15 protein-coding genes and 1 pseudogene are annotated in these 17,169 nt (G+C 62.5%); 8 read left to right on the top strand and 8 right to left on the bottom strand.

Annotated features, from left to right (window positions below):
* Positions 1–412: 412 nt before the first annotated feature.
* From BQ8482_RS06035 to BQ8482_RS06010, 6 genes are all read right to left on the bottom strand, one after another.
* Positions 413–3,124, bottom strand: coding sequence for a CoA-binding protein (locus BQ8482_RS06035; RefSeq protein ID WP_123146652.1), 2,712 nt, complete (start codon positions 3,122–3,124; stop codon positions 413–415).
* Between the two features lie 12 nt (positions 3,125–3,136).
* Positions 3,137–4,420, bottom strand: coding sequence for an ATP citrate lyase citrate-binding domain-containing protein (locus BQ8482_RS06030; RefSeq protein WP_123146651.1), 1,284 nt, complete (start codon positions 4,418–4,420; stop codon positions 3,137–3,139).
* A gap of 193 nt (positions 4,421–4,613) precedes the next feature.
* Positions 4,614–5,390, bottom strand: a complete 777-nt coding sequence (locus BQ8482_RS06025; protein WP_095491414.1) for an ABC transporter permease — start codon at positions 5,388–5,390, stop codon at positions 4,614–4,616.
* A complete protein-coding gene (locus tag BQ8482_RS06020; RefSeq protein WP_095491415.1) occupies positions 5,374–6,204 on the bottom strand; it encodes an ABC transporter ATP-binding protein in 831 nt (276 codons plus the stop codon). The genes BQ8482_RS06025 and BQ8482_RS06020 overlap by 17 nt, the downstream gene beginning before the upstream one ends.
* A gap of 13 nt (positions 6,205–6,217) precedes the next feature.
* On the bottom strand, positions 6,218–7,219 hold the full coding sequence (locus BQ8482_RS06015; protein ID WP_123146650.1) for an ABC transporter substrate-binding protein: 1,002 nt from the start codon (positions 7,217–7,219) through the stop codon (positions 6,218–6,220).
* Between the two features lie 45 nt (positions 7,220–7,264).
* On the bottom strand, positions 7,265–8,347 hold the full coding sequence (locus tag BQ8482_RS06010; RefSeq protein ID WP_123146649.1) for a 4-oxalomesaconate tautomerase: 1,083 nt from the start codon (positions 8,345–8,347) through the stop codon (positions 7,265–7,267).
* 104 nt (positions 8,348–8,451) lie between these two features.
* Between BQ8482_RS06010 and BQ8482_RS06005 the strand changes: the two genes are divergently transcribed.
* A complete protein-coding gene (locus BQ8482_RS06005; protein ID WP_123146648.1) occupies positions 8,452–9,366 on the top strand; it encodes a LysR family transcriptional regulator in 915 nt (304 codons plus the stop codon).
* A 26-nt stretch (positions 9,367–9,392) separates the two neighbouring features.
* On the opposite strand, the pseudogene BQ8482_RS38990 reads toward BQ8482_RS06005, so the two are convergent.
* A pseudogene (locus BQ8482_RS38990) lies at positions 9,393–9,678 on the bottom strand (DUF6492 family protein); the annotation flags it as partial.
* Positions 9,679–9,862: 184 nt separating this feature from the next.
* Here BQ8482_RS38990 and proC point away from each other — a divergent pair.
* Positions 9,863–10,678 carry a pyrroline-5-carboxylate reductase gene (gene proC, locus BQ8482_RS05995; protein ID WP_123146647.1) on the top strand — a complete coding sequence of 272 codons (816 nt, stop codon included), beginning with the start codon at positions 9,863–9,865 and terminating at the stop codon, positions 10,676–10,678.
* Positions 10,679–10,962: 284 nt separating this feature from the next.
* Here proC and BQ8482_RS05990 read toward each other — a convergent pair whose 3' ends face one another.
* Positions 10,963–12,279 (bottom strand): NAD(P)H-dependent oxidoreductase, encoded by a 1,317-nt coding sequence (locus tag BQ8482_RS05990; protein WP_123146646.1) that lies wholly within the window; start codon positions 12,277–12,279, stop codon positions 10,963–10,965.
* 205 nt (positions 12,280–12,484) lie between these two features.
* Between BQ8482_RS05990 and BQ8482_RS05985 the strand changes: the two genes are divergently transcribed.
* The 6 genes from BQ8482_RS05985 to BQ8482_RS05960 all read left to right on the top strand — a co-directional run bounded on the left by BQ8482_RS05985 (position 12,485) and on the right by BQ8482_RS05960 (position 17,116).
* Positions 12,485–13,258: an SDR family NAD(P)-dependent oxidoreductase gene (locus BQ8482_RS05985; RefSeq protein ID WP_123146645.1), complete on the top strand. Its 774-nt coding sequence runs from the start codon at positions 12,485–12,487 to the stop codon at positions 13,256–13,258.
* A gap of 83 nt (positions 13,259–13,341) precedes the next feature.
* Complete coding sequence (locus BQ8482_RS05980) at positions 13,342–13,845, top strand: DUF2314 domain-containing protein (protein WP_123146644.1); 504 nt, start codon at positions 13,342–13,344, stop codon at positions 13,843–13,845.
* Positions 13,846–13,914: 69 nt separating this feature from the next.
* Positions 13,915–15,267, top strand: coding sequence for a pilus assembly protein TadG-related protein (locus BQ8482_RS05975; protein ID WP_244602626.1), 1,353 nt, complete (start codon positions 13,915–13,917; stop codon positions 15,265–15,267).
* 5 nt (positions 15,268–15,272) lie between these two features.
* Positions 15,273–15,716 (top strand): TadE/TadG family type IV pilus assembly protein, encoded by a 444-nt coding sequence (locus BQ8482_RS05970; RefSeq protein ID WP_123146642.1) that lies wholly within the window; start codon positions 15,273–15,275, stop codon positions 15,714–15,716.
* Positions 15,717–15,762: 46 nt separating this feature from the next.
* Positions 15,763–16,116, top strand: a complete 354-nt coding sequence (locus BQ8482_RS05965) for a TadE/TadG family type IV pilus assembly protein (protein ID WP_123146641.1) — start codon at positions 15,763–15,765, stop codon at positions 16,114–16,116.
* Between the two features lie 274 nt (positions 16,117–16,390).
* Positions 16,391–17,116 (top strand): hypothetical protein, encoded by a 726-nt coding sequence (locus BQ8482_RS05960; RefSeq protein ID WP_123146640.1) that lies wholly within the window; start codon positions 16,391–16,393, stop codon positions 17,114–17,116.
* Positions 17,117–17,169 lie beyond the last annotated feature (53 nt).

The raw sequence follows: 17,169 nt of genomic DNA, 5'->3' as shown, positions 1-17,169 counted from the left end.
GCACGGTTGACTCGAGCCCATCACAACGACTGAGCGAACGGCGGCATTCGGGATCGAGCTGAGCGTCGACGAACGGCTGAGATCGGCGCACAACAGCCGTTCCGTGAGTGGAGTGTGTGAGTCGTCTTCGGGTCAGATCGCGTCATGCGACGCCCCAACTAAACATCCGCAAGGGATCGAACCCGGTCGTTTAGAGTGATTGGGTTTTGCCCAAGGACTAACGCAAATTGGCATCCGGAATGACCGTTTCGGGCCAAGCCGGACATCCATTCGGGCGAAGCAAATGACCGCTAAGTGTGTGGGTTCCGGTCATTCCCAAAGTCAAAGCCAAGGCCGGTGTGGGATCAGTTCAGTATTCCGCGGCGGCATCGCGATGGTGCGGACCGCGGGCTGGTGGCGGGCGGGGTCGCCATCAGACCACGAAGCCGCAGGCGGGCGGGGGGGTGCGGGTGTCCATGTTGCGGCCGCGGTTCAGGTGGTCGTCGATCTCGGCGGCCGCGCCGATCATGCGACCGTATAGGAAGACGGTGAAGGCAGCGGTCTCCAGGTCGCGCTCGGTCAGGGTGCCGGACTTGAAGTCCTTCCACAGCAGCGCCAGCAGCAGCGCCGCAATTACCGCGTCAACGTTGACGCAGAAAACGTAAGGCGAGGCCCCCTGATCGTGGAGTGCCTGGACGAGCTCGCGGTAGAAGGCGTGGAAGACGTTGTACTTTCCTTGCCGCGCCATGAATTCCGCGATGAAGCGCTCGCGCGGATCGTGGTTGACGGGCTTGCCTTTGAAGACCGGGTGATGGACGCCGGGGAGCGCGCGGACCTCAGTGCCGAGCTCCTTGGCCTGGGCCTTCTCGCGGCGGTACGTGCGCGCGAACGCCGTCGCCATCGCCTTCAGGTCGAGGCCGTGGGCTGGGTCGGAGGGGTCGGTCAGCCCGGTGTCCTTGAATTGCTCGAGCAGGAAGGCCATGCCCTCGAAGCCGTTGCCGCCGTGGCTGTAGCCGGTATGGGTAAGGAAGCCGACCATCGCCTTGTTGATCTGCACGCGCGCGGGCGTCTGTGGCCCGTCCGCCGAGACCGCGCCCTTGGCACCCTGAGCCGAGATCGACCCAGGGCCGTTCGAAATCAGGAGCCCGACGAGCATCTGCAGCGGCAGCGCCTCCTCGGGAGTGGGCTTCTTTCCAGTCATGGCGAGGAAGCAGAGGTCGGCCATCGTCCATTGCCCAAAGCGCTCGTCGCGTGGGATGCCCCATAGCGAGCCCGACCGGTGGTGCTCGCCGGGGATTGTCGCGCCGACCATGACGCCATAGAGCCGCAGGTACCAGGGCAGTGTCTCGGCGGTAAGGCGCGAGATGCGCTTGCGCATCAGCGGCCCCCAGGCGATCGTCGTGGCGATGGCCGCGAGAATTGCGTCCCGCGACAACCGGCCGCCCAGGCCTCCAAGGAACTTCAGGAACGCCGACCTGCCGCCGCGGGCTGCGATCGCCGCGAGCATCGCCTCTGGACGCGGGTCGGCGGCCTCGGCCTCGGTGGCCAGGAACAGCGCCCGGGTGGCATCGTCACAGACAATCCCGGAGGCGTCGAATTCCTCGTCGCGCCCGTCCCTGAGGCCCGAATGGGCGAAGAGCCCGATCAGTGCCCGGGTGCAGCCGAGCGCCCGCTCCACGCGTTTCGGCCCGACGATGGCGGCGGCGGTTGCCATCACCGCATTCGGAGCATTGCCGGCCTCCCGCGCCGCGTCGGCGGCGACGAGGATCGGGTCGCCGACGAGGTTGACCTCGGCTGCGACCGCGACGTCGAGCATCGCCCGGTCGTTCTCGGTGGCGATCTCGTGCACGAGCGGCAGGGCGAAGGTCGCCTCCAGCGGCTCAAGCGCGAGATCGAGCACTGAATGGCCGTGCACGCTCGTCACCTGGGTTTTCGGGTCCATGACCGACGCGCCGGACTTGTCCTTCATGTTCTGCCGCGCGACCACCGCCCCGACCTGGGCGCCGAGCGCGGCGATCTGGCCGGCGTAGGGCTCGGGCGCGGTGACGGCCGGCATGGCGAGTTCGGGCGGCAGCCGCAGGCCCTGGTCGTTGGCGACCCAGGGCTTCAGCGCGAGGTCCCCACGCGGCGCGAAGTCGGGCGCGGCGCCGTTGAGCGCCATCACCGCGGTGAGGGCGGCGGGGATGTCGGCGATGTTGGTGACGACGGCGCCCTTAGCGGACACGACCGGGTTCTCGGGCGTGAAGAGGCCAGGCACGCCGAAGGCCTCCATGAACCAGCGCTCCTTGTCCTCGGCGCTGTCGCCCGAGCCGGCCATAGCGCCGGCATGCCCGACGGCACGGGTCAGCTTCGACTTCCAGCGGCCGACGACGCAGGCGACGACGGGCTTCGTCCAGTCGATGCCCTGCTCGTAGTAGCCGCCGGGTTCGGCATAGAGCACCGCCGCCTTGGAACGGTCGTCGTTGCCGAAGGCGTGGGCGAAGTCGGGCGCGGCGTAGTGGATGTAAACGTCCTTGCCGGAGGAGACGAGCGTCGTCGTGCCCCAGCCCGCAGTGGCGAGATACTGGGCGATCGTCGTGGTGAAGCCGCCGGAGTTCGAGAAGATCGCGACCGAACCTTTGAGCAGCGACTCCTCTGGCTTGTCGCCGCCGAGCGCGCCGCCGATGCGCACGCGGTTCCACGAATCGGCGACGCCGAGGCAGTTGCCGCCGATGATGTCGATGCCGTTCGCCTGAGCCATCGCCCGAATCTCGCGGGCGTCGTGCACGGAGATCTTCTCGGTGATGATGACGATCTTGCGCAAGCCCGGGTTCACCCGCACGAGCTCGGCCACGCCGTCGCGCACGCCCGACGGCGGCAGGTAGACGACGCCGGTATCGAAGGCGTGGCCGGCGTCGAGCCCCTCGCGCACGTTGTTGTAGACCGGGATATCGCCCACGGGCGTCTTCAGCACCTGCCCGCCGCGGCCGGGCGAGGTGCCGAAGACCACGTTGCCGCCGGAAAAGGCGTGGCTGGTCGGCGTGACCGTGCGCGACTCGCCGCCGAGGATGTTGAGTACGCAGACCCGGTCGTCGCGGGTCGCGATATCGGCCAGTGACCGGAGGCCGAGGAAATAGGGAAAGCCTTCAATGCCCTTGTGATACATGTCCGTCCTCCCTCAGGCCGCCGCGGCCTTGAGCCCCAGAGTAGCGGCGATCTCGTCGCGGCCGCCGGCGCGCATCCACGTGTCGACGCGCTTGGCGTAGTTCACGACCTCGGAGATCGCGCTGTCGAAGCCGAAGAAGCGGTAGGGCAGGCCGAGGGACTCCAGCGTCTCGGCGAGGTTGCCCATACCGCGCACCAGGTTCGGACCGCCGCGTCCTACGACGACGTAGAGCGGCGTCGGCCCGTGCGCGGCGAAATATTCGCGCAGCGCGTCGCCCATGCCGCGGAAGGTCTCGAGGATGTCGGTGTTGTTCGACTTGCCGCCGATGATGAAGAGCACGTTGGTCTGGGCGAGGAAGTGCCGGTAGCAGATCGAGGCCACCGCCTTCATCTTCTCGTAGGGCGGGTTGCCGCCGAAGTCCGACGAGATGATCGCCGCCTCGCCCAGCACCTCGGTGACGAGGCTGTTGGCGCCGCCGCCGAAGGTCGGGGCAAGGATGGTGCCGCTCTCGTTGATCACGAAGACGTCCGACTGGCCCTGGTGGGTGCGGAGTTGGTTCACCTCCTGCTCGAAGGCAGAGATGTCTGCCGCGAACAGCTGGTCCGGCAGCCCGAGCCGACCCACGCGCGGATCGTCGCGGTCGAACCCGCACTTGAAGTCGCAGGCCACCGGCGTCAACCGCCCGTCGCGCCCGGGACGCATGCGGATCGGGTTCAACTCAAGCGTCGTCATGCCGTAGTGGTGCATCAGCTCCCAGAGCTTCGGCAGGTGCTGCACCAGCGGCGAGATGATCTCCCGCGGCGCGCCAATGTCCGTCAGCGCGTTCGCCACCACGAAGGCCTTGAGTCCCGTGAGCGCCTCGAAGGGCACAGTGGCGATATCGGATTTATCGAGATCCTCGATTTCCACGCCGCCGCGGTGGGTCAGCGTCATGGTCGGCGCGCGGAAATGCGTGTCGTCGGTGATGGCGAAATAGACCTCGTGCTCGGCGGGAATGCCGGCCTCGAAGGTCACGCCGTTCGCCTTGGCGAAGGCGTTGCCGTGGCGGTGCTCGGCGAAGTAGAGCCGCTCCTTTTCGGCGAGCGCGGTCTTGAGGTCCCGCGCCTTGCCGATTAGTCCCGCCTTGCCCTTCTTGCCGACGCCGCCGCGGAAGACCGGCTTGACGAAGATCAGGCCGTGGCGGGCGATCAGGTCCTGGATCGCGTCTTCGCCAGCGTCGGGCCCGTGCACCTCGGACGCGGGGAAGTCGACGTGGCCGAGCAGCCTCGACCCATAAAGCATGCCGTTGAGTTGCATAGCCGTTCTCCCCAATGACCAGGCGTGGTTCGGTCGTTTGACCTGATGGGCACTCAATTTACGAATTTGCCGAGGTCGATGGAGCGACCAGGTTAGGCTCAGACGCTCGCGGCAACAAGCGCCCGGCTAGCCTCAGTTCCGTCGTCACCTTGGTCGTCGGCCGGCATCATTGCCGACCGGCCTTCGGCACCCGTCAGGTGGCCCGGCTCTCGGTCGAATGCGGGCTCCACTTGATCAGACGGGCCTCGGCGATGTCGAGGATGCGGTCGATGATCAGCACGAACATCGCGAGGATCATAATGCCGGCGAAGACGCCGACCGCATCGAAGTTGCCTTCCGCCTGGGCAATCAGATAGCCAAGGCCGGCGGAGGCGCCAAGGTATTCGCCGATGATCGCGCCGACTACCGCGAAGCCGACCGAGGTGCGCAGCGACGATAGGATCCAGCTGGCCGCGGCCGGGAAGTAGACGTGGGTCAGCAGGCTTGAGCGCTTGGCGCCGAGGATCCGCGCGTTCGCCAGCACCACCGGGTTGACTTCCCGCACGCCCTGCATGGCGTTGAAGAAGGTGATGAAGAACACCAGCGTCACCGATAGCGCCACCTTCGACCACAGCCCGAGGCCGAGCCAGAGCACAAAGATAGGAGCGAGCACCACGCGGGGGATGGCGTTCAGCGCCTTTATGAACGGGTCGAGGATGCGATAGGCGCCACGGCTAAGCCCTAGCCAGACGCCGGCCGCCACGCCGAGGGCGGTACCAATCACGTATCCGAGCACCGTCTCGGTGAGCGTGATCGACACGTGCCTGTAGAAGCCTGGGTCGATGATCCAGGCCACGATCTGCTTCATGATGTCGAAGGGGGCAGGGAAGAAGAAGACATCGATCACTCCGGCTTCCACGCCGAGTTGCCACCCGCCGACAATGACGACCAGCAGTCCCAGCTGGATCATACGTTCAGTCATGGCGTTCATAGCTTTTCTCCACTTCGCCGCGCAGGGACGACCAGATATTGCGGTAAAGATCCATGAAGCGCGGATCGAGTTTGATTTCCGAGACGTCGCGCGGCCGGGCGAGATCAACGGGGAAGCTGTCGATCACGTGGCTGCAAGGCCCCGCAGCGAGGACGACCACGCGGTCGCCGAGCGCGATGGCTTCCTCGAGATCGTGCGTGATCATCACCACCGCGCGGCGCTCCTCCTGCCAGAGCGCGAGCAACTCGTTCTGCATCAGGTGGCGGGTGTGGATGTCGAGCGCCGAGAAGGGCTCGTCCATCAGGATCACCTTCGGGCCGGTAATCAGCGCCTGCGCCATCTGAACACGCTTGCGCTGGCCGCCCGAAAGCTGGTGCGGGTAGCGTTGCTCGAAGCCCTTCAAGCCCACCTTGGCGAGCCATTTCATGGACTGTTCGCGCCTTTCGTTCGCGCCTGTTCCCTTGAACATCGGCCCGAGCTCGACATTTTCGAGCGCCGTCTTCCACGGAAGGAGCGCATCCTGCTGGAAAAGGTAGCCGATGTTGTTCTGGACGCCATGCACCGGCGCTCCGTCGATCGAGACAGTCCCGCTCGCCGGCTTCAGAAGTCCGGCGATGGCGTTGAGAATGGTACTCTTGCCGCACCCTGTCGGACCGACGATGGCCAGAAACTCGCCATCCGCAACAGTCAGGTTGACATTCTGGACGGCGATGAAGGTGCCAAAGGACATGGTGACCGAATCGATCGACACCATCGGCCTTGGTTTGTCCGGGCTCATCATCGTTGTTGCCGACTTCACTACGGCCAGTGCCATGACTTCCTCCTTGTCAGTTGGCGACGTTGCGCGGCGCCTTGCCAACGAAGTCATTCGTGTAGGTCTTGGAAAGGTCGATTTCAGCCGCCGCGACCTTTTCGTTGAAGCTTTTCAGAACCGCGAGTGGGGTTTTGACGTTCTCCTCGCTGATTAGGCCATCCGTCGAGAAGATCGCCTTGGCGTTTTCGACGGCCCTGATGTAGGTCTCGCGGTCGCCGGAGATGAATTCCTTTGGCAGTTTTTCGACGATTTCTTCGGCCGAATGGCTGTCCATCCATTCGAGCGCCTTTACCGTTGCGTTGGTGACCTTCTGGACCGTTTCCGGATTGGCGTCGATGTAGTCCTGGGTGGCGTAGAGAACCGATGTCGGATAGATGCCACCGTAGATTTCCTTGGCACCTTCGTCGCTACGTGCGTCTATCAGGATCTTGCCCACGCCCTTTGCTTCGATGAAAGTGGCCGCCGGGTCGTAGTTGACGAGCAGGTCGACCTTGCCCTGTTCGAGGGCTGCGACAGCAGCAGAGCCGGAGCCGACGCCGATCAGCGACACGTCGTCGGCCGACAGGCCATTCCGCTGCAGATAGTAGCGGACAAAGAAGTCGGACGAGGAACCAGGCGATGTGATGCCGACTTTCGCGCCTTTGATCGTTTCCGGCTTAGACGGGTCGAAGGTGCTATCCTTGCCGCCGGCCAGAACGAGGCCGGAATTGCGGGCGAGCTGGATGAATGCGACGACCGCCTTGTTCTGCGACTGCATCTGGATCGTGTGATCGTAAAAGCCAACGGCGATATCCGTCGAGCCAGCCACGAGCGCCTGAAGTGTCTTCGAGCCACCCGACGCGAAGTTCTCGACGGTGACCTCCAGACCCTCCTTCTCATAAAGGCCGAGGCCGGCTGCCACCGGGAAAGGCAGGTTGTTGAGATTGTAGGAACCGACGCTGATGCGCACGGGTTCCGCCAGGGCGGAGCCTGCAAAGGCAACGGTAGCCGCAAGGGCGAGCATGAGCTTACGCATGATTTTCCTCCAAGTTATGTGGCGCCCTCCCGGCGGCCACGGTCATTATGCCGCGCAGACGAACTGCGTGACAGGTTTTGCGAAAACATGTCCTTCGAATAAGCGGCGGGCGGTGCGCAGGATGCCCGCGACGATCTTGCCGTTCCTGTCCTGAAGCTTGACATCGAGATGGCCGCTCGGATGCTCGATCGACAGGACCACCGGTGGTTTGCGAGTGCCGATCAAGCGGGATGCCACCGTATTTTCGGTGATGCAGGCCGTCGCAATCCCAACAGCACCTGTCGTGGCAAGCGAAGGATGGCACTGGTGCGGCATGAAATAGCGCACACTGATGTCGCCGTCTGCCCTTGGCCGGGAAATCAGCACCGGCTTCGGTATCACCTGGTTGCTGACATCACCCATACCCATTCGCTCACCGGCGGCGATGCGCAGGCTCTCGAGCCGTTCCAACAGCGCCTTGTTTCCGTTGAGTTCGGCGGCGGTCTCGAATCCGCTGACGCCGAGGGCCTCAGCCTCGAGGAGTATCATTGGCATGGCGCAGTCGATGCAAGTGACGCTGACGCCGTCGATGACCTCGTTCGGTTTGCCTGTGGGAAACAGCTGGCCCGTGCGGGCGCCTGCTGCATCCATGAAGGTAAGCGCAATCGGCGCCGCGCTGCCTGGAACGCCGTCGATCGCCGCGTCGCCGAGATAGGAGACGCTACCGTTGGGCGTCGGGACTTCTGCCTCGATCAGCTTTCCGGTGTTGACGTTGTGAATCCGGATGAGCGTCGAAGGACCCTGCACCGGCACAAGCCCCGCTTCGATGGCGAAGGGGCCAACGGCGGCAAGCATGTTGCCGCAGTTGGGTGAGATGTCGACGATCTGCTGGTCAACGCGCACCTGCGCGAAAAGATAATCGACGTCCGCGCCGTTGATGCTTGCGGGCCCGACGATGGCCACCTTGCTTGTGACCGGATTGCCGCCGCCAATGCCGTCGATCTGCAGCGGATGCCCTGACCCCATGACCGAGAGCAGAATCTGGTCACGAAAGGCCGGATCGGACGGTAGATCGGAGGCGAGGAAGAAGGGGCCCTTGGACGTGCCGCCGCGCATCAGAGCGCACGGAATGCGGATCAGATCATTCATCGTGCGACATCCTCCCTTTCATGCGCTCGGTGGTTCAATCGTCTTGTTTGTTACGCGAATCCGATTAATATGAGAAATGCTAAAATCGGAGATTTTGATGCGTTATGAACATCAACTGTGAAATCCTGGACCTGCGCGCCTTTTTACTCGTCGTGGAGCTTGCGAGCTTCCATCGGGCAGCGGAGTCGCTCAACCTCTCGCAGCCGGCGCTGAGCCGTCGCATACAGAAACTCGAAGGCTCCATCGGCGCCCCCCTCTTGGAGCGGACGACGCGCCATGTGGCGCCCACCGCCGTCGGCGGGGAGCTGGTCCCGCTGGTGCGCCGGATGCTGGAGGAGTTTGACGGTTCGCTCTTCGCCTTCCGCGAGCTGGGGGAGCGGCGAGGCGGTCTTGTCACCATCGCCTGCTTGCCGACGGCGGCTTATTACTTCCTGCCCTCAGTGATCCGGCAGTTCGATGCGCAGTACCCCAACATCCGCTTCCGGATTCTCGACCTTCCGGCGACCGACGGGCTTCAGGCGGTCGCGCGCGGGGAGGTCGAATTCGGGGTCAACATCATGGGTTCGTCCGATCCCGACCTGACCTTCGAACGTCTGATCGAGGACCCCTTCGTTCTCGCCGCACGAAAGGAGCATCCGCTGGCATCAAGGGATGTCCTGACCTGGCAGGATCTCGTCCCCTACCATCTCATCACCGTCCATCGGTCGAGCGCGAACCGGATCCTCTTGGATGCCGCGCTGACGAAGTCGAACCTCGCGCTGCGCTGGTCCTATGAAGTGACGCATCTCTCGACGTCACTCGGTCTGGTCGAAGCCGGTCTCGGGATATCGGTCCTGCCGCGCATGGCGACCCCGCAGGGCGACCATCCGTTCCTGGTCACAAGGCCCATCCGCGATCCCGAAATCTCGCGCACGATCGGGGTCGTGCGTCGACGCGGGGCATCGCTCTCGCCGCCCGCCGAGAGGTTCATGCGGATGCTGATTGAAACCTGGGGTGAAGCTTCAACGCCTCTAGAGTGATTGGGTTTTGCCCAAGAACTAGTCGAGCCCATCAGGCGGCGGATGCGGCCGATGGCCACCTGTTCCGGCGCCATGGCGGCGACGAAGCGGTGGAACTCGTCGTCCGACAGCGCTTCGCCCGTCCAGTGGACGCGGCAGAACTCCTCCGAGCCGTGGAAATGGCCGGCGCCGTCGAGCACGTCGTCGACATAGCGGCCGTAGATCATGCATTCGGAGAATTTTGCGAGACGCACCGACGATTTCGACCCAGTTGCGGCCATGGATCTTCTCGATCCGCGCGCACATCGCCGTCACGGTTTCTTCGTGTTCGGCATGTTCGGCCTCAGACAAGTGTCGCTGCGGCCGATCGCGGTTCGTGGTCCATCCTGATCCTCCGTCCCAACAGGGCTTCCCTGCCCCGCGACGAATGTCTATGGGAAGCCATCTTTTTGTTTGAGCATCGGATTGTCCCAAAACCCGTACCCACTTTTGGGTCCGATGCTCTGCGGAGGCTCCAATGACGATCAAGCTTGTGCTCGCCGGTTGCGGCAATATGGGCTACGCCATGCTCTCGGGCTGGCTGAAATCGGGCAAGCTGCCCCCGGCGGCCGTTTTCGTCGTCGAGCCCAATACCGATTTGCGCAAGCGCGCCGAAGCGCTGGGCTGCAGTGTTGCGGCGGACGCCGGCGGCATTCCAGCCGATGCCGTTCCGGCCCTCGTCGTCATTGCGGTGAAGCCGCAAGTGATCCGCGACGCGACTGCCGCCTACAAGCGCTTCAATGATGGCCGCACCACCTTCGTCAGCATCGCCGCCGGAACGCCGGTCGCCACTTTCGAGGCCATTCTGGGTGATCGCGCGCCGGTCGTGCGCTGCATGCCCAACACGCCGGCGGCCATCGGCAAGGGCATGATGGTGGTGTTTTCCAACCCGCTGGTCTCCATCGATACGAAGCGTTTCGTTGCCGATCTGCTTTCGGCGAGCGGCGAAGTGACTGATATCGACGACGAGAGCCTGATGGACGCGGTGACGGCGGTGTCCGGGTCTGGACCCGCCTATATCTTCCATTTCATCGAAGCGCTGACCGTGGCTGCCGAGAAGGCCGGATTGCCGGCCAAAACCGCCAGGCTGCTGGCCATGCAGACGGTCTATGGCGCCGCCTCGCTCGCCGCCGAAAGCGGCGAAGATCCGGGCGTGCTGCGCCAGCAGGTGACCAGCCCCAACGGCACAACGGCCGCCGCACTTGCCGTGTTGATGGGCGAGGACCGGCTGACAAAACTGCTTACCGAAGCGGTGGAAGCGGCGCGGCAGCGGTCGATCGAACTGGGGAAGTAGCTGCTTGAGGCGTTGCAAGCCGGTCGGCGGCGAAGGTCGACGATCAGTTGCAATAGCAAACGTTCCGTAGCGATCCTTCGCGCCCCCCTCTGTCCTGCCCTCTTTGCCAAAACTTGGCATCTCCCCCACAAGTGGGGAGATTGGCAGCTTCGGCGGTCCACTCACCACTGCGATGTTGGAGATTGGCGAAAGCCGGCGTGACGTCCGATCTCCCCCAAGTGGGGGAGATGTCCGGCAGGACAGAGGGGGGCGCGGTCCCGCCGGCATCAAATTTCTGCACCGCACTACCCCGCTCCGTACAGCATCTCGTCCTGCAGCCGGCGCAAGGCGAACAGCCTGGTGGTCGGGTCGGGTGCGGCATTGTCTGCTGTCAGCAGCTCGCCCTTGCTGACCGGTCTCAGCACCTTGCCGCCTTCGAGCAAGCCGACCGGCACGGCGCGGTTGGCGCGGGCCTCTTCGACAGTCATGGTCCAGGAGCGGTAGCAGGTCTCGCCGATCGCGTCGAATGTCTCTCCCGCCGCCAGATCGCGCTTGGCCACGGCGCAGACCTCGGCAACCGGCCTCGGCAGCGGCACCATATCCGGCTTGCCATAGAGCGCGATGCGCGCAGCGGTGAGCGGCACTTCCAGCGAGGTCAGATGATACGGCCGGAAGAAGCTGTAATAGGGACCGTGGCCGATATGCAGGTCGTCCATGCGCTCGATGATGCGCGGATGGGTCGCCTCGACGACGACGAAGACGCCGGGCGCCACACCCTTGCCGATGGTGTAGTCGACGACGCCTTTTCTCGACAGAATGCCGCCATCGGCGCGCGGGATGAGCACCTTGGCCAACTCATCGCGATTGGCCTTCGGGCCGTGCATGCCGGCGATGTCGGGCACCAGCCCGGTGGCGTTGGCGATGGCGCACATCTCGACCATGGTCTTCGAGCCGTCGACGAACTCGACCAGCATGCGCGGGTTCATGTTGCGGCGCAGCGCTTCCGCGCGATAGTCGTCAGGGACGGCGTCATGGTTGAGCGGGTTGTTCTTGCCCTTACCGGCCGAGACGATGGTGTAGCCGAGCGCCGAGGCGAACTCGATCAGCTCCATGCAACTCGACGGCTCGTCGCCGGCACCGACCGAATAGACGACGCCGAGCCGGTCGGCCTGCTGCTTCAGATAGCAGCCGATGGTGACGTCGGCCTCGACATTCATCATCACCAGATGCTTGCCGTGCTCCATCGCCATCAGGTCGAAATCGGCGGCGACGCCGGGCTTGCCGGTGGCGTCGATGACCACGTCGATGAGCGGATTGGTGACCAGCATCTCGTTCGAGGTGATGGCGATTTTTCCGCCCTCGATCGCCTCGCTGACCTTCGACGGCGTATCGGCCTCCCGTGCCATCGCCTCGTCGCCATAGGCGATGCGGACGGCATCACGCGCCGTGTGCGGGCGCCGGGTCGAAACGGCGCACACCGAAATGCCCGGCATCAGCATGCCTTGCGTCACCAGGTCGGTGCCCATCTCGCCGGAGCCGATGACGCCAATGCGCACCGGACGGCCCTCCGCAGCGCGCTTGGCGAGATCGCGGGCAAGCCCGGTCAGGGCGACATTGGTCATGCGCAAGTCCACTGCTTTTGATTTGGAGGGGGAATAGCAGGGAAAGGTAACCTTTTGCCAACGAAACCGGCCCTCGTCGGCAATTTCTTGTGACTGGCGTTCATATCGCGAGCGGGTAGTGTATCCGCCCCGATGATGTTCAGGGTTGAGGAGACCGTCCCTGTCGGGCGGCGCGCCTCGCGCAGGGTTTTCAGGGGAGGTTGAGATGACGAACGAGTTCACGCCGAAATTCGATCTGGCTGACAAGGTCGTGCTGGTCACTGGCGCCTCGCGCGGCATCGGGCGCGCTTGCGCGCTCGCCTGCGCCGGCTCCGGCGCCGACGTGATCGTCGGCGTGCGCAGTGCTGCCGACGGCGCGGATCTCACCGCCGAGATCGAGCGCATGGGCATGCGCGCGCTGGCGGTACAGATGGACCTCACCGATCTGGCGACGGTGCGAAAAGCTGTCGCCGACGCCCACGCCGCCTTCGGCCGCATCGACGTACTCGTCAACAATGTCGGGCTTGGACCTGAAAACCTGGCGGAGAACGTGACCGAAGCGGATTTCGACCTCACCGTGAACGTCAACCTCAAGGGGACGTTCTTCACCACCCAGGAGGTCGGCCGGCTGATGATCGAGCAGAAATCCGGGCGCATCATCAACATCAGTTCGCAGGCCGGCACGGTGGCGCTGAAGGGCGAAGCGATCTACTGCATGACCAAGGCGGCGATAAACCACCTCACTCGCTGCCTCGCGGCCGAATGGGCGCAGCACAAGATCACCGTCAACAGCGTCGCACCGACCTTCATCTGGACCGACGGAACACAGCCCTCGCTCGCCGATCCGGAGTTTCATAGGCATGTGCTCGGCCACATCCCGCTCGGCCGGATCGGTGATCCGATCGATGTCGCGGGAACCGTGGTGTTCCTGGCCTCGCCGGCAGCGTCGCTGATCACCGGCGCGAACATACTGGTCGATGGCGGCTGGTCGGTGGCGTGAGGGCCTCTTTGGGTGGTGCTGCAACACCGCCTCGCGAGTGCTGAGGTTTCGTTGAGCGTTCAAGGTTAGTCCAAGAGGTCTTTATGAGCGAAAAATCTCAATCGAACGATAAATTCGACGAGCCGTGGGATGAGCCACTCTTCGTCGCTATCTCGAAAACAGATCCCGCCACCCTAGCTGCTTACGAACGAGCGCTTGCGAGTGTGCCGAAATTTATCGAACACATAGAGAGGAATGCAGACGCCCTGTGTTCTGCGAAGCTTCGGTTTCGCGATCCTGACGAGTCCGAACGTCTTGGCGAAGACAGCTTTCTTTTCCTTTGGCTTACCGCCGTGCATTATCATGCTGAGGAGCGGCTATTTTCGGGTACTTTTTTCGAGGTGCCACCCGCGCTTCAGAAATGGCATCAGGCCGCCCAGAGGCTTGCATTTGAAGGCGACGATATTTTCGATTGGATGGTTCTCGCCAAGGGGCACTTGCATGGGGGATTCACATTGCGCGTAACCCGAAACAAGCTTGCTGAGAAAGATCGTGGCTCATACGATCGATATGTCGGGGTTTCAGTTTATGAGCCACTGCCGTCCTGACTCAACGCACGCTTAACGAAGATCTTTTTGGGGCCAACGTCCGCGTTCTATACAGCGCCAACAGAACTTGTGACGCCGCTGCGCGCGCCTGGTTTGGGTTCAGCGTCGGCGGATGGCGAGGAGGCAGCTAACAAATCGAGTGAAATTCTTAGTCATTCCTTTATGCATCGCTGCTTGAATAGGCAAATGGGATGGGGTGGCGATACCTTCAGGCGTTTTTTAAGCTGTCCGCGACGAATCAGCGAGAGCGGCAACGTTGCTATTATTTTTGCCCTGTCTTTGCCGATTGTTGTCGGCGGGGCGGGGCTCGGTGTCGAGACTTCCTATTGGTATTACAGCAGCCTGAAGCTACAGGCGGTGGCGGATGCGGCAGCCTATGCTGGCGCTTTGGAAAAAGTTTCGGGATCCGACAAGCCAACGATTGTCTCGGCCGCGACACTGTCAGCGATCACGAACGGCTGGGGACCATCGACAGGCACAATCGAGGTCTTCACGCCTCCATCGTCCGGACCGAATGTCGCAAAAAAGGCGGTCGAGGTCATCGTCCATCAGACGCTCGATCGATTTTTCACATCGATATTCAGTCAAAGCGCGGTTGGCGCACAGGCAAGGGCCGTGGCTCTTATTACGGACGCGTCAAAAGCCTGCGTTCTGGCGCTCAATCCTTCCGCTTCGAGAGCGGCGCTCTTTTCCGGCAGTTCGAACCTCAAGCTGACCGGCTGCTCCGTCATGTCGGATTCAATCGCCGCGGACGCCCTCAAGCTTCAAGGGTCGGCATATCTGGAGGCCGATTGCCTGATATCGGCAGGCGGTGTTTCATTGAGCAACGTTGTAAAAACCGTTTGCGCGAACCCGCTTACCCAGGCGCTGCCCGCTGCGGATCCTTTTGCCGACTTGCCGGCGCCGCCAGCCACGAACCCCTGTCAAAACGACAATCAGTCGACCTTGGAACCTGGAACATACTGCAAGGGGCTCAGCTTGAGCGGCAATGTAACGCTCTCGCCTGGGGTATATGTCGTTGAGGGGGGCGATTTCAAAGCAAGCGCGAACGCAAATATTTCCGGCGACGGAGTCATCATCTATCTGGCCGGCAGCTCCGGCGTCAGCATGAACGGCACGGCCACCGTCAAGCTTAGCGCACCGACGTCAGGCACCTATTCGGGTGTGCTGTTTTACGGCGACAGAGCAAACCTGGCGGGATCGAACTCGTTTAATGGCACGGCGGATTCGCTTTTGACCGGTGCTCTGTATTTTCCAACGCAGGAGGTTAAATATCTCGGCAATTTCTCGGGCCAAGGTGGTTGCACACAGGTCGTCGCCAGTACGATAGAGTGGTCCGGCGCTACAAGCATCAAGCAGGATTGCACGAGCCTCGGAATGCGAGAGATTCCGGCCGCGCAATCCGTTCAGCTTGTCGAGTAACCGTCATGGAACGGCGGTCAGGTCGGATTTTCCGGAACGATTCGGGTGTTGCTGCGGTGGAGTTTGCCCTGATTGTGCCGATCCTTTGCCTGGTGGTTTTCGGCATCATTGACGGCTGGTCTTTCGTATCAAGCTCGATGTCGATGCGCGCAAGCGTGAAGACGGCGGCAAATCTTGTGATGGAGGGAGCAACCGACGACGCGGCCACCCAAGCCGTCGCCCTTTCGAGTTGGGAAAACCATCCCGAAGGCGCACAGGTTACACTGGGCCGGAAATACATGTGCGGAAGCACCGTGGTCGATGCATCGAGCCTGTGCAACGGGGGGACGAAAGCTCCCTCGGTTTTCGTGGAAATAAAGGCGACGGCGACCTGGTCCCCGCCCTTTATTTTTGGCGCGTTTTCTCTTTCTCGCGAGATCGGCCATCAAGAGGTGATCCGTGTCCGCTAAACGGATCGCGAGAGCGTTCAGCCGTGATGCATCAGGCGGGACTGGGATGGAATTCGCGCTGATCGCACCTTTTCTGATCATGCTTTTGTTCGGTATCTTCGCATTCGGCTGGGCTCTGAATGCCATGTCCAGCGTTCGCTATACGCTGGAAACGTCCTCACGTGCGCTGCAGTTGAAGAACTCGCTGACCGAGGCCGAAATAGAGGCCATAGCCACAGAAAAATTGCTGGGTTTGGGATTGAAAGATGTCGATGTGACGATAGCAATCGACCCTCCCAGCGGCGGCTTCCGCATGGCGCATCTCACGGCCAGATATGCTTTCGTGATCGAGTTCCCGTACTTCGACCAATATCCGATCAATTATGCGACAACTGTCACAGTTCCGTTGGTTGGATCGTGACAGCGTCCAACAGCGCGCCCGATTGATTAACACCGCCGCAGGGTGGATGGCGGCGATCGGTGGCGTGAGCGAACGGGTCGTCGTCGCTACAAAAACACGTTTCTGGACAGGACAGCCATCACCGCGCTAGGCCGGGACCAGGCTCGTCACGCTTGCGCAGTCATGCCGTCAGAGCGCCGGCAAGCGGCCGGGCATCGCGAAGCGGCAACTTGACAACGGCCCAGTCTTTCAAATTGAGTGAAATCACGATCAACAGAGAGTCGGCACAGGACAGATGGGCGAGACAGATATGGCGTGGAGCGAAAGAAAGACCGGCTACGGCGACGGCCACTATTTCAATCAAATGGGCCTTGCCCTGCTGGTGCTCGTCTTTCTCATCGCCTTGCCGCTCGCTTTCTTTCCCGAAGACATACGGAAGTTTTACCTCAGCGAGGGCGGTCCAATTGAAGTCTTCTCGGCGGCCGTCTACCTGATCGTCGTGGCAACGCTTGTCCGGGAAATGTCCTATCGGGACCTGCTCAAGCGGTGGTATCTCGTTGCCATCCTGATCGCGATGTGCCTGCGCGAACTGGACTTCCATGCGCATTTCACCACCCACAACATCACCAAGACCACCCTCTATATCTCGCCTGACGTTCCGCTGTTGGAAAAGCTAATCGGCGCGACGGTCGTGATTGCCCTCGCCGTTGCCTTCTATTTGCTCCTGAAGAACGGCTTCCGTAGCTTTGTGCACGGGCTTCGCTACGGCGAGGCGACTGCCGTTGCCATTGCCGCCGCTATCGGCTGCGCCGTCCTCTCCAAGGTCATCGACGGCGCGCCATCAAATCTCACATTTCTCGGCATCCACCTCACCCGGATCTATACCTCCACAGTGTTCGAAGAAATTCTCGAACTGGGGATTCCGATCTTTCTAGCCATCGCGGCATTCTCGGCCTTTCCAACGCAGCATGATCTCACAAGAAGGGCCTCGGGACAGGTCACGCCAAGATCCGTCACCTAAACGCCGGATTCAAGACAGACCAGGACTTCTCGAACTTATTGCTCTGGTCCGCT

This window comes from Mesorhizobium delmotii, from assembly GCF_900149755.1.
Classification (GTDB): domain Bacteria; phylum Pseudomonadota; class Alphaproteobacteria; order Rhizobiales; family Rhizobiaceae; genus Mesorhizobium; species Mesorhizobium delmotii.
The sequence above is the reverse complement of the archived record's forward strand: the minus strand, read 5'-3'. Positions and strand labels throughout refer to the sequence as shown.

What these genes read in the sequence shown, in the direction of transcription:
- BQ8482_RS06020 (WP_095491415.1), bottom strand. Translation starts at nt 6,204, where the DNA reads ATGGCACTGGCCGTAGTGAAGTCGGCAACAACGATGATGAGCCCGGAC.
- BQ8482_RS06035 (WP_123146652.1), bottom strand. Translation starts at nt 3,124, where the DNA reads ATGTATCACAAGGGCATTGAAGGCTTTCCCTATTTCCTCGGCCTCCGG.
- proC (WP_123146647.1), top strand. Translation starts at nt 9,863, where the DNA reads ATGACGATCAAGCTTGTGCTCGCCGGTTGCGGCAATATGGGCTACGCC.
- BQ8482_RS06010 (WP_123146649.1), bottom strand. Translation starts at nt 8,347, where the DNA reads ATGAATGATCTGATCCGCATTCCGTGCGCTCTGATGCGCGGCGGCACG.
- BQ8482_RS05980 (WP_123146644.1), top strand. Translation starts at nt 13,342, where the DNA reads ATGAGCGAAAAATCTCAATCGAACGATAAATTCGACGAGCCGTGGGAT.
- BQ8482_RS05970 (WP_123146642.1), top strand. Translation starts at nt 15,273, where the DNA reads ATGGAACGGCGGTCAGGTCGGATTTTCCGGAACGATTCGGGTGTTGCT.
- BQ8482_RS05985 (WP_123146645.1), top strand. Translation starts at nt 12,485, where the DNA reads ATGACGAACGAGTTCACGCCGAAATTCGATCTGGCTGACAAGGTCGTG.
- BQ8482_RS05990 (WP_123146646.1), bottom strand. Translation starts at nt 12,279, where the DNA reads ATGACCAATGTCGCCCTGACCGGGCTTGCCCGCGATCTCGCCAAGCGC.
- BQ8482_RS05965 (WP_123146641.1), top strand. Translation starts at nt 15,763, where the DNA reads ATGGAATTCGCGCTGATCGCACCTTTTCTGATCATGCTTTTGTTCGGT.
- BQ8482_RS06025 (WP_095491414.1), bottom strand. Translation starts at nt 5,390, where the DNA reads ATGAACGCCATGACTGAACGTATGATCCAGCTGGGACTGCTGGTCGTC.
- BQ8482_RS06005 (WP_123146648.1), top strand. Translation starts at nt 8,452, where the DNA reads ATGAACATCAACTGTGAAATCCTGGACCTGCGCGCCTTTTTACTCGTC.
- BQ8482_RS06030 (WP_123146651.1), bottom strand. Translation starts at nt 4,420, where the DNA reads ATGCAACTCAACGGCATGCTTTATGGGTCGAGGCTGCTCGGCCACGTC.
- BQ8482_RS06015 (WP_123146650.1), bottom strand. Translation starts at nt 7,219, where the DNA reads ATGCGTAAGCTCATGCTCGCCCTTGCGGCTACCGTTGCCTTTGCAGGC.
- BQ8482_RS05960 (WP_123146640.1), top strand. Translation starts at nt 16,391, where the DNA reads ATGGGCGAGACAGATATGGCGTGGAGCGAAAGAAAGACCGGCTACGGC.